Source organism: Luteimonas sp. e5 (assembly GCF_054031035.1).
This window is the reverse complement of the sequence record NZ_JBSTRX010000002.1, coordinates 161,315-184,659: the sequence shown is the minus strand read 5'-3', so window position 1 is coordinate 184,659 and position 23,345 is coordinate 161,315. Positions and strand designations below refer to the sequence as shown.

Annotated in this window: 21 protein-coding genes; 7 read left to right on the top strand and 14 right to left on the bottom strand. The window is 66.4% G+C overall.

Features of this window, described 5'->3' with window-relative positions; genetic code table 11:
• The first annotated feature begins 84 nt into the window (after positions 1-84).
• The 6 genes from ACW11F_RS06290 (at position 85) to ACW11F_RS06265 (ending at position 7,986) form a co-directional block, all read left to right on the top strand.
• A complete protein-coding gene (locus ACW11F_RS06290) occupies positions 85-1,362 on the top strand; it encodes an efflux RND transporter periplasmic adaptor subunit (RefSeq protein WP_456996061.1) in 1,278 nt (425 codons plus the stop codon).
• 186 nt (positions 1,363-1,548) lie between these two features.
• On the top strand, positions 1,549-2,226 hold the full coding sequence (locus tag ACW11F_RS06285) for an ABC transporter ATP-binding protein (protein WP_456996060.1): 678 nt from the start codon (positions 1,549-1,551) through the stop codon (positions 2,224-2,226).
• Between the two features lie 123 nt (positions 2,227-2,349).
• On the top strand, positions 2,350-3,654 hold the full coding sequence (locus ACW11F_RS06280) for an ABC transporter permease (protein WP_456996059.1): 1,305 nt from the start codon (positions 2,350-2,352) through the stop codon (positions 3,652-3,654).
• Positions 3,655-3,765: 111 nt separating this feature from the next.
• Positions 3,766-4,998, top strand: coding sequence for an ABC transporter permease (locus ACW11F_RS06275; RefSeq protein WP_456996058.1), 1,233 nt, complete (start codon positions 3,766-3,768; stop codon positions 4,996-4,998).
• Between the two features lie 293 nt (positions 4,999-5,291).
• Positions 5,292-6,626, top strand: a complete 1,335-nt coding sequence (locus tag ACW11F_RS06270; protein ID WP_456996057.1) for a sigma-54-dependent transcriptional regulator — start codon at positions 5,292-5,294, stop codon at positions 6,624-6,626.
• A gap of 55 nt (positions 6,627-6,681) precedes the next feature.
• The gene (locus ACW11F_RS06265; protein WP_456996055.1) at positions 6,682-7,986 is read left to right on the top strand and encodes a sensor histidine kinase; all 1,305 of its coding nucleotides are present in this window, start codon (positions 6,682-6,684) and stop codon (positions 7,984-7,986) included.
• 28 nt (positions 7,987-8,014) lie between these two features.
• Here the strand turns inward: ACW11F_RS06265 and glmU are convergent, their stop codons facing one another.
• The gene (gene glmU, locus ACW11F_RS06260; RefSeq protein WP_456996054.1) at positions 8,015-9,388 is read right to left on the bottom strand and encodes a bifunctional UDP-N-acetylglucosamine diphosphorylase/glucosamine-1-phosphate N-acetyltransferase GlmU; all 1,374 of its coding nucleotides are present in this window, start codon (positions 9,386-9,388) and stop codon (positions 8,015-8,017) included.
• 114 nt (positions 9,389-9,502) lie between these two features.
• On the opposite strand from glmU, the gene ACW11F_RS06255 reads away from it, so the two are divergent.
• Positions 9,503-9,913 carry a GtrA family protein gene (locus ACW11F_RS06255; RefSeq protein ID WP_456996053.1) on the top strand — a complete coding sequence of 137 codons (411 nt, stop codon included), beginning with the start codon at positions 9,503-9,505 and terminating at the stop codon, positions 9,911-9,913.
• On the opposite strand, the gene ACW11F_RS06250 is transcribed toward ACW11F_RS06255, so the two are convergent.
• The 13 genes from ACW11F_RS06250 to ACW11F_RS06190 all read right to left on the bottom strand — a co-directional run bounded on the left by ACW11F_RS06250 (position 9,874) and on the right by ACW11F_RS06190 (position 23,111).
• Positions 9,874-11,088, bottom strand: a complete 1,215-nt coding sequence (locus tag ACW11F_RS06250; protein WP_456996052.1) for a P1 family peptidase — start codon at positions 11,086-11,088, stop codon at positions 9,874-9,876. The two genes, ACW11F_RS06255 and ACW11F_RS06250, sit on opposite strands and share 40 nt — an antisense overlap.
• A gap of 129 nt (positions 11,089-11,217) precedes the next feature.
• Positions 11,218-11,640 carry a F0F1 ATP synthase subunit epsilon gene (locus ACW11F_RS06245; RefSeq protein WP_456996051.1) on the bottom strand — a complete coding sequence of 141 codons (423 nt, stop codon included), beginning with the start codon at positions 11,638-11,640 and terminating at the stop codon, positions 11,218-11,220.
• A 40-nt stretch (positions 11,641-11,680) separates the two neighbouring features.
• Positions 11,681-13,114 (bottom strand): F0F1 ATP synthase subunit beta, encoded by a 1,434-nt coding sequence (gene atpD, locus ACW11F_RS06240; protein WP_456996049.1) that lies wholly within the window; start codon positions 13,112-13,114, stop codon positions 11,681-11,683.
• 48 nt (positions 13,115-13,162) lie between these two features.
• A complete protein-coding gene (gene atpG / locus ACW11F_RS06235; RefSeq protein WP_456996048.1) occupies positions 13,163-14,029 on the bottom strand; it encodes a F0F1 ATP synthase subunit gamma in 867 nt (288 codons plus the stop codon).
• A 93-nt stretch (positions 14,030-14,122) separates the two neighbouring features.
• Positions 14,123-15,673 carry a F0F1 ATP synthase subunit alpha gene (gene atpA / locus ACW11F_RS06230; protein ID WP_456996047.1) on the bottom strand — a complete coding sequence of 517 codons (1,551 nt, stop codon included), beginning with the start codon at positions 15,671-15,673 and terminating at the stop codon, positions 14,123-14,125.
• A 144-nt stretch (positions 15,674-15,817) separates the two neighbouring features.
• Entirely contained in the window at positions 15,818-16,345 is a 528-nt protein-coding gene (locus ACW11F_RS06225) for a F0F1 ATP synthase subunit delta (RefSeq protein ID WP_456996046.1), read from the bottom strand.
• Position 16,346: 1 nt separating this feature from the next.
• Positions 16,347-16,817, bottom strand: coding sequence for a F0F1 ATP synthase subunit B (locus ACW11F_RS06220; RefSeq protein ID WP_456996045.1), 471 nt, complete (start codon positions 16,815-16,817; stop codon positions 16,347-16,349).
• A gap of 89 nt (positions 16,818-16,906) precedes the next feature.
• Positions 16,907-17,197: a F0F1 ATP synthase subunit C gene (gene atpE / locus ACW11F_RS06215; protein ID WP_456996556.1), complete on the bottom strand. Its 291-nt coding sequence runs from the start codon at positions 17,195-17,197 to the stop codon at positions 16,907-16,909.
• Between the two features lie 55 nt (positions 17,198-17,252).
• Entirely contained in the window at positions 17,253-18,053 is an 801-nt protein-coding gene (gene atpB / locus ACW11F_RS06210; RefSeq protein WP_456996044.1) for a F0F1 ATP synthase subunit A, read from the bottom strand.
• Complete coding sequence (locus ACW11F_RS06205; protein ID WP_456996043.1) at positions 18,053-18,412, bottom strand: hypothetical protein; 360 nt, start codon at positions 18,410-18,412, stop codon at positions 18,053-18,055. The genes atpB and ACW11F_RS06205 overlap by 1 nt, the downstream gene beginning before the upstream one ends.
• A 296-nt stretch (positions 18,413-18,708) precedes the next feature.
• Positions 18,709-20,526, bottom strand: coding sequence for a dihydrolipoyl dehydrogenase (gene lpdA, locus ACW11F_RS06200; RefSeq protein ID WP_456996042.1), 1,818 nt, complete (start codon positions 20,524-20,526; stop codon positions 18,709-18,711).
• Positions 20,513-21,673: a mechanosensitive ion channel family protein gene (locus tag ACW11F_RS06195; protein ID WP_456996041.1), complete on the bottom strand. Its 1,161-nt coding sequence runs from the start codon at positions 21,671-21,673 to the stop codon at positions 20,513-20,515. Before ACW11F_RS06195 ends, lpdA begins: the two co-directional genes overlap by 14 nt.
• A gap of 10 nt (positions 21,674-21,683) precedes the next feature.
• Positions 21,684-23,111, bottom strand: coding sequence for a dihydrolipoyllysine-residue acetyltransferase (locus ACW11F_RS06190; protein WP_456996040.1), 1,428 nt, complete (start codon positions 23,109-23,111; stop codon positions 21,684-21,686).
• Positions 23,112-23,345 lie beyond the last annotated feature (234 nt).

Genomic DNA, 23,345 nt, shown 5'->3' with positions numbered 1-23,345 from the left:
CGCTGCATGACCCATGCGAATCAATGGCTTGAGGTTGGCACGCGACTTGCATTGAAACAGGCAAGCCCATGTGCACTGCAGCCGATGAGCATCCGCGACACCTCCGCCCAGGACAACCGGCTCGGCAGCGCACCGGCACAGGCTCGACGTCGCCGGCAATGGTTGCTGCTGGGAGTTGGCGGCATTGCCCTGCTCGGCGTCATGCTGTGGATCGGCCGCGGCTGGTTGTCCGGGACGCGCTCGGTGGATGCGGCGCGGGTGCGCATCGCCGAAGTCATCCGCGGCGACCTGGTCCGCGACATCGCGGCCGAGGGCCGGGTCATCACCGCCAACAACCCCAGCCTGTACGCCATCGGCGGCGGCACGGTTTCGCTGAAGGTGGTGGCCGGTGACGCGGTCAAGCAGGGCCAGGTACTGGCGGAGATCGACAGCCCGGAACTGCTCAGCCGCCTGGCACAGGAACAGGCCACCCTGGCCAGCCTCGAAGGCGAAGCCAGCCGCGCCGCACTGGACGCCAGGCTGGCACGCTCGCATGCCAGCAAGCTGCTGGACCAGGCGCGCGTGGAACAGGTCGCAGCCAAACGCGAGTTGCAGCGCTATCAGCGCGGCCATGAAGGCGGCGCGGTGGCGCAGGTGGACCTCGCCCGCGCCCAGGACGCGGTGCAGAAAGCCGACATCGGCCTCAACCACGCACGCCAGGACGCTGGCCTGCAAGGCGCGGCAGCGGGACTGGATGCGCGCAACAAGATGGCCCTGGCGGCACGTCAGCGGGCAGTGGTGGAGGAACTGCAGCGGCAGGTCGATGCCTTGTCGATACGCGCGCCCTTCGATGGCCAGGTCGGCCAGGTATTCGTTGCCCAGCGCCAGAACGTGCAGGCCAATGCGCCGGTACTGTCCGTGGTGGACCTGTCGCGTTTCGAAGTGGAGATCAAGGTGCCGGAAAGCTTCGCCCGCGATCTCGCCATCGGCATGCCGGCGCAGCTGACCGGCAACAACCAGAACTGGCCGGCGGAAGTCTCCGCGGTCTCGCCCGAGGTGGTCAGCGGCGAAGTCAGCGCGCGGCTGCGCTTTGCCGACGACCGCCAGCCACCGGCCCTGCGCCAGAACCAGCGCCTGTCCGCGCGCATCCTGCTCGATACCCGCCGCGACGTGCTGATGGTCGAGCGCGGCCCCTTCCTGGAACAGGGTGGAGGCCGCAGCGCCTGGGTGGTGGACGGCAACATCGCCCAGCGACGCGACATCACCACCGGCGCCAGCAGCCTGGACGCGGTTGAAATCACCAGTGGCCTGCAGCAGGGCGAGCGCGTGGTGATATCCGGCGCGGACGGCTTTGGCGATGCCGAGAAAGTACGGATCAGGTGAAGCGAGGAACGAGTGGAGAGGGGCGAGGAACGAGTGGAGAGGAACGAAAGGAAAGTGCGCCCCGGCACTCTCCCATTCCGCCTCTCCACTCACCCCTCTCCACTCACCCCTCTCCATTCCCTGATCGTTTCGCGCTGCCCTACTCGTTCCTCCTCACTCGCTCCCAGCTTTCCCCAAGGACTGCCCATGCTCAGCCTGAAACAAATCACCAAGGTCTATCGCACTGAACTCGTGGAAACCCATGCGCTGCGTGCGCTTGATCTGCACGTGGCCGATGGTGAGTTCGTCGCCGTCACCGGGCCTTCGGGTTCGGGCAAGACCACATTTCTCAATATCGCCGGCTTGCTGGAGGAGTTCACCGACGGCGAGTACCTGCTGGATGGCGACAATGTGCGCGGGCTGTCCGACGACGCGCGCAGCCGACTGCGCAACCGCAAGATCGGTTTCATCTTCCAGAGCTTCAACCTGATCCCCGACCTCAACTTGTTCGACAACGTCGACGTGCCGCTGCGCTACCGCGGCATGGCCGCCGCCGAGCGCAGGCAACGCATCGAAAAGGCGCTGGCCGATGTCGGCTTGGCATCACGCATGAAGCACTACCCGGCGGAACTGTCGGGTGGCCAGCAACAGCGCGCCGCCATCGCCCGCGCCCTGGCCGGCGAGCCGCGCCTGCTGCTGGCCGATGAACCCACTGGCAACCTCGACTCGCAGATGGCCCGCGGAGTGATGGAACTGCTGGAGGACATCAATGCTCGCGGCACCACCATCGTCATGGTCACCCACGACCCGGAACTGGCCGCACGTGCACAGCGCAACGTGCATATCGTGGATGGCATTGCGACGGACATGCGGAGCGAGAAGTGAGTGGAGAAGAGTGAGAAGTGAGAGAAATCCAAAACGCCAGCAGGCACCGAACCAGCTGTCTCTCACTCTTCTCCACTCACTCCTCTCCACTCGTTACTCGCTCCCCCATTACCCGGCCTCACCATGCTCACCTACTACCTCAAACTCGCGCTGCGCAGCCTGAAGCGCAACAAGGCATTGACCGTGCTGATGGTGCTGACGATCGCCGTCGGCATTGGTGCGACCATGACCACGCTCACGGTGTTCCGCACGCTGGCCGGCGATCCGATCCCGGACAAAAGCGACCGGCTGTTCCGGGTGCAGTTGGACATGTATCCGAGCGATGCTCCCCATTTTGGCGGCGAACCGCCTCCGGACCTCAGTCGTTTCGATGCCGAGACTCTGCTGGCCGACGCACGGGCACGGCACCAGGTGATCACTGCCTGGAGTTCGGTGATGATCGAACGCGGCGAAGGTGACAACGATCCGTTCATCGCCAACGCGCGCAGTGCCAGTGCGGACTTCTTCCCCATGTTCCAGGTGCCGCTGAAGTACGGCAAGCCATGGGGCAAGGCCGAGGACGATGCACGCGCGCGGGTGGCGGTCATCACCACCCGGCTCAACGACAGGCTGTTCGGCGGCGCGGATTCGGTCGGCAAGACGGTGAAACTGGAAGACACCGTGTTCCGCATCATCGGGGTGATGGACGAATGGCGGCCGACACCGCAGTACTACGACAACAATGCCGACACCTTCGGCAAGCCGGAACTGGCCTTCGTGCCGTATGCCACCGCGCGCGATCTGGACTGGGGCAACAACGGCAACATGAACTGCTTTTCCGGCAACCGCAGCGGCAAGAGCACCGATCTCAACCAGCCCTGCGTGTGGCTGCAGTACTGGGTCGAACTGGAGTCCCCGGCGCAAGCCGCCGAGTTCAGGCGCTATCTGGAGAACTACTCGCACGAGCAGAAAGCCACCGGGCGCTTCCAGCGTGAACCCAACGTGCGTCTGCGCAACGTGATGCAGTGGCTGGACCATACCAAGGCAGTACCGTCGGACGTGAAGCTGCAGCTGTGGCTGTCGTTAGGCTTCCTGCTGGTATGCATGGTCAATGTGGTCGGCCTGTTGCTGGCCAAGTTCCTGCGCCGCAGCGGCGAGATCGGCGTGCGCCGCGCACTCGGTGCCAGTCGCCGCCAGGTGTTTCTGCAATTGCTGGTGGAAGCCGGCGTGGTCGGACTGATCGGCGGCATGGCCGGCTTGGCACTGGCCTTCCTCGGCCTGTGGGGGGTGCGCCAACAACCAGCGCCATACGCCGAGCTGGCGGCGATGAACCTGCCGATGCTGCTGTCCACCTTCGCCATCGCCCTGACTGCCAGCCTGCTCGCCGGCGCCTTGCCCGCATGGCGCGCGATGCGGATTGCCCCGGCAATCCAGCTGAAAACGCAATAGGCAAGGAACGAGTCGAGAGGAACGAATCCGATCTCTCTCACTCCTTCCCACTCACCAATCGTTACTGGCTTCTCGTTTCTCGTTACTGCTTCTCGCCTCGAGACCTCCACCATGACCCAGCTCCGCCCCATTTTCTCTGCACTCTCGCGGCACAAGTCTGCCGTTGCGATCCTGCTGCTGGAGGTCGCGCTGACCTGCGCCATCCTGTGCAATGCGCTGTATCTGATCCACCGCCGCATCGACGCGGTCAATGTGCGCTCGGGTGTGGACGAAGCGCATCTGCTGCACATCAGCCTGGCCGGCATTGGCCAGCGGGACGACGCGATGGCGCAGACCCGTGCCGATCTTGCCGCGTTACGCGCCTTGCCGGGCGTGGCCAATGCCAGCCTGGTGTCGCAGATCCCGCTCACCAACAGCTCCTGGAACAGCGGAGTGACATTGAAACCCGACGATCAAGGCTCGCTGCTCAACAGCACCATGTACATGGGCGAGGAGGGCATGCTCGACACCTTCGGTCTGAAGGTTGTGGCCGGGCGCAGCTTCAACGCCGATGACTTCGTCGACATCGCGGACGAATCGGCTCTCAACAGTTCCTCACCGAAGTCGGCCATCATCACCCGCACCATGGCCGGAAAGATGTACCCAGGCCAGAACGCAGTAGGCAAGTCGTTCCATCTGGGCGGTCCCGAGCCGATTACCATCGTCGGCATCGTCGACTCCCTGATGCGTCCGTCCAACCGCTCAAGGGGTCAGGACGACGCGCAGTACTCGATGCTGCTGCCGGTACGTTTGCCATACTCGCTGGCGGGCCACTACGTCGTGCGGGTCAGGCCCGATGCCGACCCTGACGCGGTATTGCAGGCGGCTGTCGTCGAGATCAAGAAACAGAATCCGCGCCGCGTCATCCTGGATCAGCAGACCTACGGCGAGATCCGCCACAATTTCTTCGCGCAGGACAAGGCAATGGTCTGGCTGCTCTCGGTCGTTTCCGTGATCCTGCTCGCAGTCACCGCCTTCGGCATCGTCGGGCTCGCCAGCTTCTGGGTGCAACAGCGCAGCAAGCAGATCGGCGTGCGACGCGCCCTGGGTGCCACCCGAGGCGACATCCTGCGCTACTTCCAGAGCGAGAACTTCCTGATCGTCACCGGCGGCATCGTGCTCGGCATGCTGCTGGCCTTCGGCCTCAACCAGTGGCTGATGAGCAAATACGAACTGCCGCGCCTGCCTTGGCAGTACCTGCCAATCGGTGCCGCCGTGCTGTGGCTGCTCGGGCAGATGGCGGTGCTGTGGCCGGCGCTGCGTGCCGCCTCGATCCCGCCGGCGACGGCGACGCGAAGCGTGTGAAGGCGAGGAACGAGTGAGGGCGGAAAGCTAAGAGCCAGGAGTGAGTGGAGAGAAGTGAGGAGTGAGAGAAAAGCAAAGGCCGTTGCAGTTCACCCTGCTCCACTCGCACCACCTCACTCCTCTCCCCTCACTCCTCTCCCCTCACTCCTCTCCCCTCACTCCTCTCCCCTCGCTCCTCTCCCCTCGCTCCTCTTCACTCACTCCTCGTTCCTCTCCACTCGTTCCTCGTTCCTCCCCACTCGTTCCTCGCCCCCCGCTCCTACAATCACCCTTCATCCCGCTTCGGTCCGAACATGTCGCGCATCCTGATCATCGACGACAACCCTTCGGTCGCCACGGCGCTGGAGTTGCTGTTTTCGATGCACGAGATCGAGACGGTGGCGGCGCCGACGCCAGCGGCAGGGCTGGCGCGGCTGCGGCGAGGCGACATCGATCTGGTCATCGCCGACATGAACTTCGAGGCGGACACCACCTCGGGCGAGGAAGGCGTGCAGTTGTTCCACGAGATCCGCGCACTGGATGCGGACATGCCGGTGATCCTGCTCACCGCATGGACCGAGCTGGAGCGGGCGGTGGAACTGGTCAAGGCCGGTGCCGCCGACTATCTGGGCAAGCCGTGGGACGATGCCAAGTTGCTGACCAGCGTGCGCAACCTGCTGGAACTGTCCGAGGTGCAGCGTGACCTGGCCAGCCACGCGCGGCAGGCGCGGCAACGCCGCCAGGCATTGGCCGATGCGCATGACTTGCGCGGCTTCGTGTATGCCGATGCCGCCAGCGAGCGGGTTCTGGCGCTGGCCTGCCAGGTCGCTGCATCACCGCTGCCGGTGCTGATCACCGGCCCCAATGGCAGCGGCAAGGAAAAGATCGCCGAGATCGTGCATGCCAATTCACGGGTGGCGCGCGGGCCGTTCGTCGCGCTCAACTGCGGCGCGCTGCCGGCCGAGCTGATCGAGGCCGAGCTGTTCGGCGCCGAGGCCGGGGCCTATACCGGTGCCAATCGTGCCCGTGCCGGCAAGTTCGAGGCCGCCGACGGCGGCAGCCTGTTCCTCGACGAAATCGGCACCCTGCCGCTGTCCGGCCAGACCCGCCTGCTGCGGGTGCTGGAAACCGGCCGCTTCGCGCGGCTGGGCAGCAATCGCGAAACCTCGGTCAGCGTGCGCATAATCTCCGCGACCAATGCCGACCTGCCGGCGATGATCGCGCGTGGCGAGTTCCGCGAAGACCTCTACTATCGGCTCAATGCGGTCGAGTTGCGGCTGCCGGCACTGACCCAACGCCGCGACGACATCCTGCCGCTGGCGCGGCATTTTCTTGGCGAAGGAAGGCAGCTGGCCACCGATGCCGAACGGGCGCTGCTGGCGCACACCTGGCCGGGCAATGTGCGCGAGCTGCGCAACGTGATCCAGCGTGCCGCCTTGTTGAGCGGTGAGCGGATGATCGACGCTGCGGCACTGGCTCTGGCCCCATCCGCTGCAGCGGCCGAAGCACCGCAGGAACTGGATGCTTCCGACATCGAGGCGGCGTTGCGCCGCCACCACGGCGTGATCGCGCAGGCGGCGGCGGAGCTGGGGCTGTCGCGGCAGGCACTGTACCGGCGCATGGATCGCCTGGGAATCCGCCGCGAATGAGCGCTTCGGCGCTGCGGCATTCCGGCTCGGCCACGACAGCACGAGGGCTGCTGCGATGCTGAAACGCCTGCCACTGCGTTGGCGCCTGGCCGCTCTGGTGCTGATGCATGTGCTGGCGATGCTTGCCAGCATCGGCATCGCGCTGCATTACGGCGCCACGCCGTGGCAGGCGCTGGCTGTCGGTGTGCTGTGGTGCCTGCCCATGCTGCTGCACCTGCTGCACCTGCAATCGCGGGTGCGGGCGATGTACCGGGCGCTGGCCGGCACCGTGGACAGCTACCGCGATGGCGACTTCAGCTTTTCGCTGACCTGGCCCTGGCAGGACGAAATGGCACAACTGGTGGCTGCCCACAACCGCTTGGGCGATGCCCTGCGCGAGCAGCGCCTGGCGCTGGTGCAGCGTGAGCTGCTGCTGGACACCATCGTGCAGAACACGCCGGTGGCGATGACCTTGGTCGATGCAGCAGGTCGCGTCGTGCTGGGCAACCTGGCCGCGCGCCGCTTGCTGGGCCAGGGCCGGCGGCTTGAAGGGCGCGCCTTCGCCGAGGTGCTCGCGGTCGCGCCGGAGTCCATGCAGCTGGCCTTCGAGCGCGAAGGCGACGCCATCTTCGGGGTCGGCAGCGAGGACGACGAAGACATCTTCCACCTGTCGCGACGCCAGTTCCGGCTCAATGGCCGCGTGCACCAGCTGATCCTGCTCCGCCAGCTCACCGCCGAGCTGCGACGGCAGGAAGTGCAGACCTGGAAAAAAGTGATTCGGGTGATCAGCCACGAATTGAACAACTCGCTGGCACCGATCGCCTCGCTGGCCCATTCCGGCCAGGAGCTGCTGCGGCGGGGACAGGCCGACAAGCTGCCGCTGGCACTGGTCACCATCGAGGAGCGTGCGCGTCATCTGGAAGGCTTCCTGCGCGATTACGCCCGCTTTGCCAAATTGCCGGCGCCGCGCCTGTGCACGCTGGACTGGCATGACTTCATCATCCGGTTGCGCAGCCAGATCGGATTCCACTGGGATGGCACGCATGGCGATGCCCGCTTCCGTGCCGATCCGGCACAGTTGCAGCAGGCACTGCTCAACGTGCTGAAGAACGCGCACGAATCCGGCAGTGCGGCCGACGCCATCGAACTGAGCCTGCGCCGCCAGCCGCGCGGCTGGCGCATCGAGGTACTCGACCGTGGCAGCGGCATGAGCGAGGCAGTCCTGGCGCAGGCGCTGTTGCCGTTCTATTCCACCAAGCGCCAGGGCACGGGCCTTGGCATGGCGCTGACCCGGGAGATCATCGAGGCGCATGGCGGCCACATCGCGCTGGCCAACCGCGAAGGCGGCGGGCTGTGCGTGAGCCTGTCGTTGCCGGACTGAACCGGCCACGTGCAGTGGCGGGTGAGGCTCAGGACTTTTTCTTCGGCCGCTCCCAGCCTTCGATGATCTGCTGCCGCGCACGTGCCAGGGCGAGCTTGCCGGCAGGCACTTCGCTGACGATGGTGGAACCGGCGGCGGTGGTGGCGCCGGCACCGATTTCCACTGGCGCCACCAGCGAGGCGTTGGAGCCGATGAAGGCGCCATCGCCGATCACCGTGCGTGCCTTGTTGACGCCATCGTAGTTGCAGGTGATGGTGCCGGCGCCGATGTTCACCCCGGCGCCGACTTCGGCATCGCCGATGTAGCTCAGGTGGTTGGCCTTGCTGCCGACGCCGAAGCGAGCCTGCTTGATCTCGACGAAGTTGCCGACGCGGGCGCCATCGGCCAGCACCGTGCCCGGACGCAGCCGCGCATACGGGCCGAGCGTGACCGCGCCTTCGCAGCGCGCGCCTTCCAGGTCGCAATGCGCGCGCACCTCGGTGCCGGGGCCGAGCACCACGTCCTTGAGCCGGCAGAACGGGCCGATGCGCACGCCCTCGCCCAGCACCACCTCGCCTTCGAAGATCACGTCCACGTCCACTTCCACGTCGCCGCCTTCCACCCGCACCCGGCCACGGATGTCGATGCGTGCGGCATCGACCACGCGCACGCCCTCGGCGCACAGTGCCTGCACCGCGCGCTTCTGCCAGGCGCGCTCGAGCTGGGCCAGCTGCCACGGATCGTTGGCGCCTTCGGTCTCCATCGGGTCGGCGACGTGCACCATTTCCGCGGCCTCGTATTCGCGCGCGGCCTGCACGAACACGTCGGTCAGGTAGTACTCGCCCTGGACGTTGTCGTTGGACAGGTTGTCGAGCCAGCGGCGCAGCGCATTGCCATCGGCGGCAAGGATCCCGGTGTTGATGGTGCGGATCGCCTTCTGCTCGGCACTGGCGTCCTTCTCTTCGATGATCGCGGCGACGTGGCCATCCGGGCCGCGCAGTACCCGGCCATAGCCGGTCGGGTCATCGAGTTCGGCCACCAGCACGCTCAGGCGCGCCGGCACGGCCAGCAGCCTGCGCAGGGTATCGGCGGTGATCAGCGGCACGTCGCCGTACAGCACCAGCACGCGCGCGCCATCGGGCACCTGGTCGATCGCCTGCTGCACCGCATGGCCGGTGCCCAGGCGCTCGCGCTGCTCGGCCCATTGCAAGTCGGCATCCTTTGCGAAGGCATCGCGCACGATGTCGCCGCCATGCCCGTAGACCACGTGGATCGCGGCCGGTTGCAGCGCGCGCGCGGCATCGATCACATGCGCCAGCATCGGCCGTCCGGCGACCTTCTGCAGCACCTTGGGGGTACGCGACTTCATGCGCTTGCCTTCGCCGGCGGCGAGGATGACGACGTGCAGGGGTTCCTGGCTCATGGCGGCTCCCGGGATTGTTAGCGCATTCTAACGAGGCGATGGCACGGGATTGCTAGGATGCGCGCTGTTCCCGCATTCCCCGCGCATGCCCGCACGCCGCCACGAGTCCCTGCCATGAGCCTGCGCCGTCATGCCGGCGGTTACCTGCTGGTCGGCGTCATCCAGTGGCTGGTCGAGTACGCGGTCATGGTTTCGCTCAGTGCCTGGCTGTTGCCGGTGGAGCCGGCCAACATCCTTGGCCGCGTCTGCGGCGCCCTGCTCGGTTACTGGCTCAATGGCCGCTTCGTGTTCAGCGGCGAGGGGCGTGCGCTCGATCGCGCCGCTTTCGTCCGCTTCGTCATCATGTGGTTGGCGCTGACCGGGCTCAATACCGCGATCCTCGACTGGATCGACGACCACCATGGCCTCAAGGTGACTTGGGCCGGCAAGCCGGGGGTGGACGTGTTCACCGGACTGATCGGCTTCTGGCTGTCACGCAACTGGGTCTATGGCCGACCGCGCCGCGCGTCCGGCCCGAGCACCTGAGCTTGGCGCAGCAGCGGCAACAGGCGCTCCAGCGGCAACGCATGCGCGGTGCCCCGGTGGCCTTGCACGGCATGCGCGCGGAACATCGAATTGAGCACCGCTTCCTCGCTCGCTTCGGCCACCGCCTGGAACAGCGGCGTCATCTGCGCATTGTCCAACGGCCGCGCAGCGCCACTGTCGGCACCCTGCCGCCGGCGCATGCCTTCGGCGGTGCTGAACGCGATCACGTAATCGCCGGAGCCATTCGCCATCACCGAGCCGGTACGGCCGATGCCGATCAGCGCGCGACTGGCGAGGCGCTCGAGCAGGCGCGCATCCAGCGGCGCATCGGTGGCTACCACGATCATCACGCTGCCATCGCCGGAGGCGGGTGCCATGGCGACTTCGCGTGGCGGCAGCAGCCGCTGCCCGACCGGCACCCCGGCGATCACCAGCTCGCCGCCGTAATTGCTCTGCACCAGCACGCCGACGGTGTACCCATGCCCGTCGATGCTGACGCGGCGCGAACTGCTGCCGATGCCGCCCTTCCAGCCGAATGCCACGGTGCCGGCGCCGGCGCCCACCGCACCCTCCTCCGGTGCATCAGTGGATGCGCTTTCCAGCGCCGCATGCACCTCGCGCTCGCCCAGCGGACGCGCGCGGATGTCGCTCAGCCAGCCGTCATTGGTCTCGCCCACCACCACGTTGAGCGAGCGCACCTGCTGCATGCCGGGTCGGGCCAGCATCCAACCAGCCAAGGCGTCGGCCACGCGCCACACGTTCAGCGTGCCGGTAAGCAGGATCGGTGTTTCCAGCTCGCCCAGCTCACGCACCTGGGTGGCGCCGATCAGCTTGCCGTAGCCGTTGCCGACATGGATCGCCGCCGGCACCCGCTCGTGATAGGCATTGCCGCCATGGGCGAGGATCGCGGTGACGCCGGTATGCAGCTCGCGCCCGCGATGCACGGTGGCGTGACCGACGCGCACCCCGGCAACATCGGTGATCGCGTTCGCCGGGCCGGTCGGCAGATGGCCGATGATGATGCCGGCTTCGCGCGCACGCGGCCGCCGTTGCGATGCTGCGTCACCGACGGCCGCGGATTCGCTGCCGGCCGCCGCCCGGCCGTCTTGCCCACCGGCGGCGGCAGGCAGCGCCAGCAATGCCAGCAGCAGGCCGGCCAGTGCAATCGGTTTCATGCAGTGCCACTCCACAGGGAATGGCTCGACGATAACAGGGTGGCGGCGGCCGCTGCCGCGACACGCGCATCATCGGCGCAATGAAAAACGCCGGCACGTGGCCGGCGTTTTTCCCTGTCTGGCAATCCTTCAGTGCTTGAGGTTCTTGCGCAGGCGCTCGAGGGCTTGCAACTGGGCGGTGACTTCGGCCAGCCGCTGCTGCGCCTCGGCCACTTCCATCGCCTCGCCGCGATTGGCCAGGATGCGCTCGGCTTCTTCCTTGGCCGCGCGCACCGCGGCTTCATCGATGTCCTGCGCACGCACCGCGGTGTCGGCCAGCACGGTGACCACTTCGGGCTGCACTTCGAGCATGCCGCCGGAGATGGCGAAGTCCAGATGCTCGCCGGACGGGGTGGTCACCACCACCTTGCCGGGCTTGAGCCGGGTGATCAGCGGCGCATGGCGCGGCGCGATGCCGAGTTCGCCGACTTCACCGGTGGCGACGACCAGGGTCGCCTCGCCGCTGAAGATTTCGGCTTCGGCACTGACGATGTCGCAGCGGATGGTGCTCATTGCGTGATTCCTCGCGTTGCTCGGGGGCGGGCACGCCGCCTCAGGCGGTGATCTTCTTCGCCTTCTCGATGGCTTCCTCGATGCCGCCGACCATGTAGAACGCCTGCTCCGGAATGTCGTCGCATTCGCCATCCACGATCATCTTGAAGCCGCGGATGGTGTCCTTGAGCGAGACGTACTTGCCCGGCGAGCCGGTGAACACCTCGGCGACGTGGAACGGCTGCGAGAAGAAGCGCTCGATCTTGCGCGCGCGCGCCACCGCCAGCTTGTCGTCCTCGGACAGCTCGTCCATGCCGAGGATGGCGATGATGTCCTTCAGCTCCTTGTACTTCTGCAAGGTGGCCTGCACGCGACGGGCGGTGTCGTAGTGCTCGTGGCCGATCACGTTCGGATCCAGCTGGCGGCTGGTCGAGTCCAGCGGGTCCACCGCCGGGTAGATGCCCAACGAAGCGATCTGACGGCTCAGCACCACGGTCGCGTCCAAGTGCGCGAAGGTGGTCGCCGGCGACGGGTCGGTCAGGTCGTCCGCGGGCACGTACACGGCCTGGATCGAGGTGATCGAACCGGTCTTGGTCGAGGTGATGCGCTCCTGCAGCACACCCATTTCCTCGGCCAGGGTCGGCTGGTAGCCCACCGCCGAAGGCATGCGGCCGAGCAGTGCGGACACTTCGGTACCGGCCAGGGTGTAGCGGTAGATGTTGTCGACGAAGAACAGCACGTCGCGGCCCTTGCCGCTCTCGTCCTTCTCGTCGCGGAAGTATTCGGCCATGGTCAGGCCGGTCAGCGCCACGCGCAGGCGGTTGCCCGGCGGCTCGTTCATCTGGCCATAGACCATCGCCACCTTCGACTCGGGCAGGTTGTCGATCTTGACCACGCCCGCGTCCTGCATCTCGTGGTAGAAGTCGTTGCCCTCGCGGGTACGCTCGCCGACGCCGGCGAACACCGACAGGCCGCTGTGCTGGGTGGCGATGTTGTTGATCAGCTCCAGCATGTTCACCGTCTTGCCCACGCCGGCGCCGCCGAACAGGCCGACCTTGCCTCCCTTGGCGAACGGGCACATCAGGTCGATCACCTTGATCCCGGTTTCCAGCAGCTCGTTGGTCGCCGCCTGATCCTCGTAGCTCGGCGCGGCGCGGTGGATTTCCCAGTGCTCCTTGGCCTCAATCGGGCCGACTTCGTCGATCGGGTTGCCGAGCACGTCCATGATGCGGCCGAGGGTGGCCTCGCCCACCGGCACCGCGATCGCGCGGCCGGTGTTGTCGGCAACCAGACCACGCTTGAGGCCGTCGGTCGAACCCAGCGCGATCGAACGCACCACGCCATCGCCCAGCTGCTGCTGCACTTCCAGGGTGATGTCGGTGCCCTGCACCTTCAGCGCGTCGTACACCTTCGGCACGCTCTCGCGCGGGAATTCGACGTCAACGACCGCGCCGATGATCTGGACGATCTTGCCTTGCGTGTTGGAGGTGTTCATGGCATTTCCTGATTCAAAAATGTCGTGTTGCATGGATGTCGTGCCCGGTCAGACGGCGGCCGCGCCGCCGACGATCTCGGAGATTTCCTGGGTGATCGCAGCTTGCCGGGCCTTGTTGTAGACCAGATTCAAGGTGTCGATGAGCTTGCTGGCGTTGTCGCTGGCCGCCTTCATCGCGACCATGCGCGCGGCGTGTTCGGAGGCGACGTTCTCCATCACCGCCTGGTACACCAGCGATTCCACGTAGCGCGTCATCAGGTGCTCGAGCACGGTCTGCGGATCCGGCTCGTAGATGTAGTCCCAGCTGTGGCGGGCCATCTGCGCATCGGCCGGCGGCAACGGCAGCAGCTGGTCGAACGCCGCGCGCTGGGTCATGGTGTTGACGAAGTCGTTGTAGCACAGGAACACGCGGTCGATACTGCCGGCATCGTACGCATCCAGCATCACCTTGATCACGCCGATCAACTGCTCCACCTCGGGCGTGTCGCCCAAGTGGGTCACCGTGGCCAGCATGTTGAGCTTGAGCCGGCGGAAGAACACCGAGGCCTTCTGCCCGATGGTCACGATGTCGACTTCGACGCCCTGCTCCTGCCAGCGGCGGATCTCGACCAGCAGCTTGCGGAACAGGTTGTTGTTGAGGCCACCGGCCAGGCCGCGGTCGGAGGACACCACGATGTAGCCGACGCGCTTGACCTCGCTGCGCTCGACCATCCACGGGTGCACGTAATCGGTGCCGTTGGCCTGCGCCACGTGGCCGATCAGCTGCTTCATCGCGCGCGCATACGGGCGCGAGGCGCGCATGCGTTCCTGCGCCTTGCGGATCTTCGATGCCGAGACCATTTCCAGTGCACGCGTCACCTTGCGCGTGTTCTGCACCGACTTGATCTTGGATTTGATTTCTCTACCGCCGGCCATTGGCTCGCTCCACTCGCTGGGTCGGGTATCGGGTTGCTGGCTGCGCGACTGCCGGGGCTTGCCGCCACCGGCACCGCGCGGACCGCGCCCGGATTACCAGGTCCCGGTCTTCTTGAAGTCCTCGATGCCCTGCTTGAACGCGGCTTCGATTTCGTCGTTCCAGTCGCCGCTCTGGTCGATCTTCTGGACCAGCTCGCCGAGGTTGTTGGCGAAGTGGGCCAGCAGGCCTTCCTCGAACGCACCGATCTTGGCCACCGGCACATCGTCCATGTAGCCCTGGTCGACCGCGTAGATCGCCAGCGCCTGCTGTGCCACCGACATCGGCTGGTACTGCTTCTGCTTCATCAGCTCGGTCACGCGCTGACCGCGCTCGAGCTGCTTGCGGGTGGCGTCATCGAGGTCGGAGGCGAACTGGGCGAAGGCCGCCAGCTCGCGGTACTGCGCCAGCGCGATGCGGATGCCGCCGGACAGCTTCTTCATGATCTTGGTCTGCGCCGAACCGCCCACGCGCGACACCGAGATGCCGGCGTTGACCGCCGGGCGGATGCCGGCGTTGAACAGGTCGGTCTCGAGGAAGATCTGGCCGTCGGTGATCGAGATCACGTTGGTCGGCACGAACGCGGACACGTCACCGGCCTGGGTCTCGATGATCGGCAGCGCGGTCAGCGAGCCGGTCTTGCCCTTGACCTCGCCATTGGTGAACTTCTCGACGTATTCCTCGTTGACGCGCGCGGCGCGCTCCAGCAGGCGGCTGTGCAGGTAGAACACGTCACCGGGGAACGCCTCGCGGCCCGGCGGGCGGCGCAGCAGCAGCGAGATCTGGCGATAGGCCACGGCCTGCTTGGACAGGTCGTCGTAGATGATCAGCGCGTCCTGGCCGCGGTCACGGAAGTACTCGCCCATGGTGCAGCCGGAGTAGGCGGCGATGTACTGCATCGCGGCCGACTCCGAAGCCGAGGCGGCGACCACGGTGGTGTATTCCAGCGCACCGTGCTCTTCCAGCTTGCGCACGATGTTGGCGATGGTCGAGTTCTTCTGCCCGATCGCCACATAGATGCATTTGATGCCGGAATCCTTCTGGTTGATGATCGCGTCCACCGCCAGCGCGGTCTTGCCGGTCTGGCGGTCACCGATGATCAGCTCGCGCTGGCCGCGGCCGATCGGGATCATGCTGTCGACCGCCTTGTAGCCGGTCTGCACCGGCTGCGACACCGACTTGCGCCAGACCACGCCCGGGGCGATCGCCTCGACCGGGGCCGAGGTGGCGGCATTGACCGGGCCCTTGCCGTCGATCGGCTCGCCCAGCGCGTTGACCACGCGGCCAAGTAGTTCCGGGCCGGTCGGCACTTCCAGGATGCGCCCGGTGGTCTTGGCCACGTCGCCTTCGCGCAGGTGCTCGTAATCGCCCAGCACCACCGCGCCGACCGAATCGCGCTCCAGGTTCAGTGCCAGCGCATAGGTCTCGCCGGGCAGCTCGATCATTTCGCCCTGCATCGCGTCGGCCAGGCCATGGATGCGCACGATGCCGTCGGACACGCTGGTCACGGTGCCTTCGTTGCGTGCTTCCGCACCCAGCTTGACCTGCTCGATGCGGTTCTTGATCAGCTCACTGATTTCGGATGGGTTGAGGGTGGTGCTTGCCATGATTGGATTCCTTGGTGCGTCTGTGTGTCGAACCGCACGCGGTTGTTTGTTGGAGGAATGAGAAGCCGGGCGGGAGGTGACTCAACCTTCTGTCGTGGTATTGCCGCCGATCCGTTTTCCGCCTCTCTCCACTCGTTTCCGACCCTATTGCGCCAGCGCGCTTTGCAGCCGTGCCAGCTTGCCGCGCACGCTGCCGTCGATCACCAGATCACCGGTGTCGATCAGTGCGCCGCCGATCAGCGACTCGTCGATGCCGGCTTCGACCTCGACCTCGCGACCGAAACGGCGCTTGAGCGCGGCGGTCAGCTTGTCCAGCTCGGCCTGCGTCATCGGCGCCGCCGAGGTGATGCGGGCACGCACGATCTGCTGTTCCTCGGCGCGTTGCTGCTCGAACAGACCGGCGATTTCCGGCAACAGCGGCAGGCGGCCGTTCTCGGCCAGCAGGCGGATGAAGCCGCGCACCGTCTCGCCCGCGTCATCGGGCGAGAGCAGGCTCACCGCTTCGTCGCGACTCAGGCGCGGATCGCCCAGCAGGCGTGCCACTTCCGGGTCGGCAGCGATGCGCGCGGCCAGAGCCAGCGCACTCGACCACCCGGCGGCGGTACCGCTGTCGCGGGCGATTTGCCATGCGGCGCGGGCGTAGGGACGGGCGAGGGTCAGGGCCTGGCTCATGTCAGATCTCGGCTGCCAGTTCGTCCAGCAGCGCCTGATGCGTGGCCGGATCGATCTCGCGCCGGATCAGCTTCTCGGCACCGCTGACCGCCAGCGCGGACACCTGGCGACGCAGGTCCTCGCGGGCACGGTTGGCGCTGGCGGCGATGTCGGCCTCGATCATGGCTTTCTGCCGCGCGCCTTCCTCGATCGCCTCGTGCTTGGCGTCCTCGACGATCTGGTTGGCACGCTGATGCGCCTGCTCGATGATCTCGTTGGCCTTGGCGCGCGCGGCCTTCAGCTCGTCATTGGCGCGCGCTTCGGCTTCGGCCAGCGCCTTCTGGCTGTTGTCGGCCGCGGCCAGGCCTTCGGCGATCTTGTTCTGCCGCTCTTCGATGGCGTTGAGCAGCGGCGGCCAGATGAACTTGGCCACCAGCAGGATCAGCGCCAGGAAGGCGATGGCCTGGGCCAGGAGGGTGAGGTTGATGCTCATGTGCGGATCTCGGCGTTGAACGTGGGCGCCGCCGGGACGGCGCGCAATGCGTCACGGCGCGGCGACGATGCCGCGCCGTCGGCGGGCGATCAGCTCAGGCGCGAGACGAATTCGCCGATGAACGGGTTGGCGAACGCGAACAGCAGGCCGACGGCGACCGAGATGATGAACGCGGCGTCGATCAGGCCGGCGGTGATGAACATGCGCACCTGCAGCGCCGGGATCAGCTCCGGCTGGCGAGCGGCGGACTCGAGGAACTTGCCGGCCATGATGGCCAGACCCAGGCCGGCGCCCAGTGCGGCCAGGCCGATCATGATGCCGACGGCCAGTGCGGTGAAGGACTGGACCTGGGCGAGGTTGGCAAGAGCTTCCATGGTGATCTCCAAACGGTTTTAGCGAAGTTGAAAGGGAACAGCGAAAGGTTGGAACACGAAATCAGTGACTGTCTTCGACCAGGCTCAGGTAGACGATCGACAGCATCATGAAGATGAAGGCCTGCAGCGGCACCACCAGGATGTGGAACACCATCCAGGCAAAACCGAAGGTGGCGCCGCCGAACAGGCCGAGGATGCTGGCACCGCCGAGCACCCAGATCAGCAGGAACACGATCTCGCCGCCGAACATGTTGCCGAACAGACGCATCGCCAGCGAAATCGGCTTGGAGATCCACTCGACGATGTTGAGGATCAGGTTGAACGGCATCATCCACTTGCCGAACGGCGCGGTGAGGAACTCCTTGGTGAAGCCGCCCAGGCCCTTGGCACGCAGGGCGAACACGATCATCAGCAGGAACACCGTGATCGACATGCCCAGGGTGGCGTTGACGTCGGCGGTGGGCACCGGCTTCCAGTAGTGGATGCCGGCCCACTCCAGCGGCTTGGCGATGAAGTCGGCGGGGATCATCTTGATGAGGTTCATCAGGAGGATCCAGAAGAAGATGGTGATGGCGATCGGGGTGACCAGCTTGGACTTGCCGTGGTAGGTGTCCTTGACCTGGTTGTGCACGAACTCGAGCAGGATCTCGACGAAGGCCTGCCACTTGCCGGGCACGCCCGCGGTCGGCTTGCGCACCGCGAGCCAGAACATGAACACCATCAGCAGGCCCATCAGCACCGCGGTGATGAAGGTATCCACGTGCAGGGTCATGAAATCGCCCTGACCGAAACTGGCGGTCAGATTCTGCAGGTGGTGCTGGATGTATTCGGTCGGGGTCAGTTGACCGCTTTCGGGCGCCATTAATCGGGATTCCTGACAGGTTTGAATGCCACACTCACCACGTAGGCCAACAGCGCCGACACCACGCCCAGCAACAGGGCCGCCGGTGGCAGCTTCCATGCCGCGACTGCTCCGATCGCCACTGCCAGGAAAATGCCCCAGCGCACGACGATCCCCAGCACCCAGCGGATCAGGACGATGTTGGCTGGCGCCACCCCCTCGGCCAGCGCCACTCTCGATGCCAGCAGGCTGCCGAGAATGATCGCCAGGCCGCCGGCAGCGACGCCGAGGCCGAAGCGCAGGCCCTGTGGCGCCAGCAATGCGGCAACCACGGCGACCAGCACCACCACCCACGCCTGCCGCAAGGAGGCCTGTCTCACCATCCGCTTGGATCGGGCGACTGGATCGAACAAGGGTATTCCTGCGGCGAGGACATCCCGGGCGGAAAACCGTCCGGGTCAGCTTCGGGAGTATAGCAGGCGTGAAAATGGCCGGGCAAGCCGCGCGCCGTTCGTGGCGGGTTCACGCGGCCGCTTGACACATGCCTGAAACCTGCCTGTCAGCACTCGCCTGCGGGCAGTCTGAATGCGGCATCACACCTGCTTGCGGCACACGCGTGCGCGGCCATCATCGGCAGCTCATGGCAGACCGCGAATGCGCGTCAGCCGACGCCGCTTCAGCGCTTCTTCGGGATGTACAGGTCGGTGACGGTGCCGTCGAACACTTCGGCGGCCATCGCCACCGATTCGGCCAGGGTCGGGTGCGGGTGGATGGTGTGGCCGATGTCGCCGGCCTCGCAGCCCATTTCGATCGCCAGCGCGACCTCGCTGATCAACTCGCCGGCATGCGGGCCGACGATGCCGCCGCCGATCACGCGGCCACTTTCGGCATCGAACACCAGCTTGGTGAAGCCTTCGGTGCGGCCGAGGCCGATCGCACGCCCGGACGCGGCCCACGGGAACTTGCCGACGCCGATGTCCAAGCCCTTTTCCCGCGCCTCGTTCTCGCTGACGCCGACCCAGGCGATTTCCGGGTCGGTGTAGGCGACGCTCGGGATCACCCGCGCCACCCATTCCTTCTTCGCGCCGGCAATGACCTCCGCCGCCAGCTTGCCCTCGTGGGTGGCCTTGTGCGCCAGCATCGGTTGCCCGACCAAGTCGCCGATGGCGAAGATGTGCGCGACGTTGCTGCGCATCTGCGCATCCACGGAGATCAGGCCGCGTTCGCCGACCTGCACGCCCGCCTTGTCCGCATCCAGCGTGCCGCCATTGGCGCTGCGCCCCACCGCCACCAGCACGCGGTCGTAGATCTTCGCCTCGGGCAGGTCCTCGCCCTCGAAGCGGCAGGCGATGCCGTTCTTCTGCGCCTTGGCCTCGGCCACGCGGGTCTTGAGGTGCACCTTGATGCCCTGCGCCTTGAGTCGCGCGGCGAGCGGCTTGACCAGGTCGGCATCGGCGCCCGGGATCAGCTGCGGGGCGAGTTCGACCACGGTCACTTCGCTGCCGAGGCCGCGGTACACGGTGGCCATCTCCAGGCCGATGATGCCGCCGCCGACCACCAGCAGCTTCTTCGGCACGTCCTGCAACGTCAGTGCATCGGTGGAATCCATCACCCGCGGGTCGTCCCACGGGAAGCCCGGCAGCTTCACCGCCTGCGAGCCGGCGGCGATGATGCAGTGTTCGAAGCGCAGCGTGCGCGTGCCGCCATCTTCGCCTTCGATCAGCAGTTCATGTGCCGAGGTGAAGCGGGCGCGGCCCTGTTCGACACGCACCTTGCGCTGCTTGGCCATGCCGGCGAGGCCACGGGTCAACTGGCCGACCACCTTGTCCTTGTAGCCGCGCAGCTTGTCGAGGTCGATCTTGGGCTTGGCGAACTCGACGCCGAAGTCGCCGGCGTGGCTCGCCGCGTCGATCACTTCGGCGGCATGCAGCAGCGCCTTGGATGGGATGCAGCCGACGTTGAGGCAGACCCCGCCCAGCGTGGCATGGCGCTCGACCAGCACCGTGTCCACGCCAAGGTCGGCAGCGCGGAACGCGGCAGTATAGCCGCCGGGACCGGCGCCGATCACCACCAGCGCACATTCGATGTCGGCCTGCTTGCCGCTGTCGGCGGCAGCCTTGGGGGCGCTTGTCGCGGCAGCCGACTTGGCGGCCGACGCTGCGGGCTTCTCCTGTTCCGCAGCGTCCTGTTTTCCGCCATCCCCGCTCTCCGGCTGCGCTGCGGGCTTCGCCGCCGCAGGCGCGGATGCCGTGTCTTCGGCAGCGTCGATCAGCGCGACGATGTCACCTTCGGACAGCGTGTCACCCACCTTGACCCGCATTTCCCTGACCGTGCCCGCCAGCGGCGAAGGCACTTCCATCGTCGCCTTGTCCGACTCCAGCGTGACCAATCCTTGATCCTTCGTCACCACGTCCCCCGGCTTGACCAGCACTTCGATCACCGGGACCGCTTCGTGTCCGCCGATGTCCGGGACTTTCACTTCATTGCTGCTCATTCGGGTTCTCCGTGGATGACGAGGCCATGGCCGCTTCTTCCTCCGCGCGGCGGTCGGCGGCGATTTCGCGCTCGGCATCGGCCTGCGCGTCGTTGCGCGACAGGCGCGCGCGCTCTTCTTCACTCAGTTCCACCGGCACGCTGGGAGCGGCCTCGATCGGCATCGCCTCCAGCTGCCCGCGCAATGCCGCGAGCGCCTGCTCGCCTTCCAGGCCGAACAGGCTGCGCACGTGCAGGTCGCGTTGCGGGAACGGAATGTCGATGCCGTACTTGCGCAAGGCGGTATCCAGCTCCCACAGATAGGCCGCACGCACGCCCATGTTGCGCCGTGCGGCGGCTTCGGTCAGCCACACCGCGAGCAGGAACTCCACCGCCGAATCGCCAAAGCCCACCAGCCATACCTGCGGTGCTTTCTGCCCTTCCATGCTCAGGGTGAACGGCACCTTGGACGCGGCCTCCAGTGCCGCTTTCTTGACCAGCTCCTTGTCCACGCCATAGGCGACGCCGAACGGGATGCGGATGCGGCGGTTGACCGAACGGTAGGTCCAGTTGGTGACCCGACCGCTGACGAACTCCGAGTTCGGCACCAGGATGTCGATGTTGTCGTTGGTGGTGATGCGCGTGGCGCGAATGTTGATCGCCTTGACCACGCCGCGCACCTTGTCGTCGATCTGCACGAAGTCGCCGACCTTGAGCGAACGGTCGAACAGCAGGATCAGGCCGGAGACGAAGTTGCTGAAGATCTGCTGCAGGCCGAAGCCGAGGCCGACGCCGAGCGCGCCGGCGAACACGGTGAACTTGCTCAGCGGCATGCCCAGCGCATCCAGCGCCAGCATCAGGCCGAGCGCCAGCAACAGGTAGTGCACCATGCGCGAGACGGTATACAGCGCCGCTTGGCTGACCTTGGCATGGCGCTCGCCATAGCGCCGGATCGCCGCGCGCGCCACGCGCGAGAGCACCAGCACCACGATCAGCACCAGCACCGCGCTGATCACCCCGCCCAGGGTCAGGGTGAACCCGCCGGCCTGCACCAGCTTGGTCGACAGCAGCGGCTGCAGATCGGCCAGTGCGCGCCCGCCGACATCGCCGGCGGCGTCACGCACCCGTTCGGCGGCGCGCTCGACCGTGCTGGCGTTGTCCGGCTGCATGCGCATCAACTCACAGCAACACGCGGCGCATGTCGCCCAGCAACTGCGCCAGGGTGGCGGTGAAGCGCGCCGCGGCGGCGCCATCGATCACCCGGTGGTCATAGCTCAGCGACAGCGGCAGCATCAGCCGCGGGCGGAACTCGCTGCCGTCCCACACCGGCTGCATGGCCGAGCGCGAGACACCGAGGATGGCGACTTCCGGTGCGTTGACGATCGGCGTGAACGCACTGCCGCCGATGCCGCCCAGCGAGGAAATGCTGAAGCAGCCGCCCTGCATGTCGCCCGGGCCGAGCTTGCCATCGCGCGCCTTTTTCGCCAGCTCGGCGGTTTCGCGCGCGATCTCGTTCACGCCCTTCTTGTCGCAGTCGCGCACCACCGGCACCACCAGTCCGTTCGGGGTATCGGCGGCGAAGCCGATGTGGAAATACTTCTTCAGCGTGAGGTTTTCGCCGCTGGCATCGAGCGAGGCATTGAATTCCGGGTACTGCCTGAGCACCGCGACCGAGGCCTTCATCAGGAACGCCAGCATGGTCAGCTTGACCCCGCTCTTGCTCTTCTCGCTCTCGCGGTTGAGCTGCACGCGCAGCGCTTCCAGGTCGGTGATGTCGGCGCTGTCGAACTGGGTGACGTGCGGGATCATCGCCCAGTTCCGCGCCAGGTTGGCGCCGGAAATCTTCTTGATCCGCGACAGCGGCTGCACTTCGGTTTCGCCGAATTTGGAGAAATCCACCTTCGGCCACGGCAGCAGGTCGAGCCCGCCACCACCGGTCGCCACCTTGCCGGCGCCGCCGGCCAAGGCCTGCTTGACGAATTTCTGCACGTCCTCGCGGGTGATGCGGCCCTTTTCCGCGCTGCCCTGCACCTGCATCAGGTCCACGCCCAGCTCGCGTGCGAACAGGCGCACCGCCGGGCTGGCATAGGGCACCTTGCCCGGCAGCACCGCATCCGCCTCGAAGCGCAGCGGCGGGCGCGCCGGCTCGGCATCGGCGAGGTCGGCCGACTCACCACGTGCCGAGCGCCGCGCGCTGATTTCATCCATCCCGGAACGCGCCTCGGCTGCCTGTTGCGATTGCGCGGCCAGGCGGTCAGGCTCGCTGGCGACTTCGGTCGGCTCCACCTGCGCGCCGGTTTCGGCGGCGGGCACTTCCTTGCCCGCGGCTTCCGGCTCGGCGCGCGCCGGCTTGGCGTCCGCCTCGCCCTCGACTTCGATCATCGCCACCAGGTCGCCTTCGCTCAGGGTATCGCCCAGCTTGACCTTGACTTCGCGCACGGTGCCGGCGAACGGCGCGGGCACTTCCATGGTCGCCTTGTCCGACTCCAGCGTGATCAGGCCCTGGTCACGGCTGACGGTATCGCCCGGCTTGACCAGCACCTCGATCACCGGCACGCCCTCGTGCCCGCCGATGTCGGGGACGCGTGCTTCCTTGAGTTCAGCCATGACCGCTCCGGAGACTATGTCGAATCCCTATTGTGAACGCAGAACCGTGACGCAAACAAACACACGCGTCCGAATGGCTCGACGTGCACGTTTTTGCCCGGCCAAAAACCGCGCATGAACCGCAGCTGCCCGCAATCTGAACGTGGCCCCGCCACCCAGCGTCGGTTCATTCGCGTTTTTGCAGCCTCGGCGCTGCCCACTCCAGGGCTCAAAACACGAAAACAGGAGATCCCC

What these genes read in the sequence shown, in the direction of transcription:
- ACW11F_RS06290 (WP_456996061.1), top strand. Translation starts at nt 85, where the DNA reads ATGAGCATCCGCGACACCTCCGCCCAGGACAACCGGCTCGGCAGCGCA.
- ACW11F_RS06285 (WP_456996060.1), top strand. Translation starts at nt 1,549, where the DNA reads ATGCTCAGCCTGAAACAAATCACCAAGGTCTATCGCACTGAACTCGTG.
- ACW11F_RS06280 (WP_456996059.1), top strand. Translation starts at nt 2,350, where the DNA reads ATGCTCACCTACTACCTCAAACTCGCGCTGCGCAGCCTGAAGCGCAAC.
- ACW11F_RS06275 (WP_456996058.1), top strand. Translation starts at nt 3,766, where the DNA reads ATGACCCAGCTCCGCCCCATTTTCTCTGCACTCTCGCGGCACAAGTCT.
- ACW11F_RS06270 (WP_456996057.1), top strand. Translation starts at nt 5,292, where the DNA reads ATGTCGCGCATCCTGATCATCGACGACAACCCTTCGGTCGCCACGGCG.
- ACW11F_RS06265 (WP_456996055.1), top strand. Translation starts at nt 6,682, where the DNA reads ATGCTGAAACGCCTGCCACTGCGTTGGCGCCTGGCCGCTCTGGTGCTG.
- glmU (WP_456996054.1), bottom strand. Translation starts at nt 9,388, where the DNA reads ATGAGCCAGGAACCCCTGCACGTCGTCATCCTCGCCGCCGGCGAAGGC.
- ACW11F_RS06255 (WP_456996053.1), top strand. Translation starts at nt 9,503, where the DNA reads ATGAGCCTGCGCCGTCATGCCGGCGGTTACCTGCTGGTCGGCGTCATC.
- ACW11F_RS06250 (WP_456996052.1), bottom strand. Translation starts at nt 11,088, where the DNA reads ATGAAACCGATTGCACTGGCCGGCCTGCTGCTGGCATTGCTGGCGCTG.
- ACW11F_RS06245 (WP_456996051.1), bottom strand. Translation starts at nt 11,640, where the DNA reads ATGAGCACCATCCGCTGCGACATCGTCAGTGCCGAAGCCGAAATCTTC.
- atpD (WP_456996049.1), bottom strand. Translation starts at nt 13,114, where the DNA reads ATGAACACCTCCAACACGCAAGGCAAGATCGTCCAGATCATCGGCGCG.
- atpG (WP_456996048.1), bottom strand. Translation starts at nt 14,029, where the DNA reads ATGGCCGGCGGTAGAGAAATCAAATCCAAGATCAAGTCGGTGCAGAAC.
- atpA (WP_456996047.1), bottom strand. Translation starts at nt 15,673, where the DNA reads ATGGCAAGCACCACCCTCAACCCATCCGAAATCAGTGAGCTGATCAAG.
- ACW11F_RS06225 (WP_456996046.1), bottom strand. Translation starts at nt 16,345, where the DNA reads ATGAGCCAGGCCCTGACCCTCGCCCGTCCCTACGCCCGCGCCGCATGG.
- ACW11F_RS06220 (WP_456996045.1), bottom strand. Translation starts at nt 16,817, where the DNA reads ATGAGCATCAACCTCACCCTCCTGGCCCAGGCCATCGCCTTCCTGGCG.
- atpB (WP_456996044.1), bottom strand. Translation starts at nt 18,053, where the DNA reads ATGGCGCCCGAAAGCGGTCAACTGACCCCGACCGAATACATCCAGCAC.
- lpdA (WP_456996042.1), bottom strand. Translation starts at nt 20,526, where the DNA reads ATGAGCAGCAATGAAGTGAAAGTCCCGGACATCGGCGGACACGAAGCG.
- ACW11F_RS06195 (WP_456996041.1), bottom strand. Translation starts at nt 21,673, where the DNA reads ATGCAGCCGGACAACGCCAGCACGGTCGAGCGCGCCGCCGAACGGGTG.
- ACW11F_RS06190 (WP_456996040.1), bottom strand. Translation starts at nt 23,111, where the DNA reads ATGGCTGAACTCAAGGAAGCACGCGTCCCCGACATCGGCGGGCACGAG.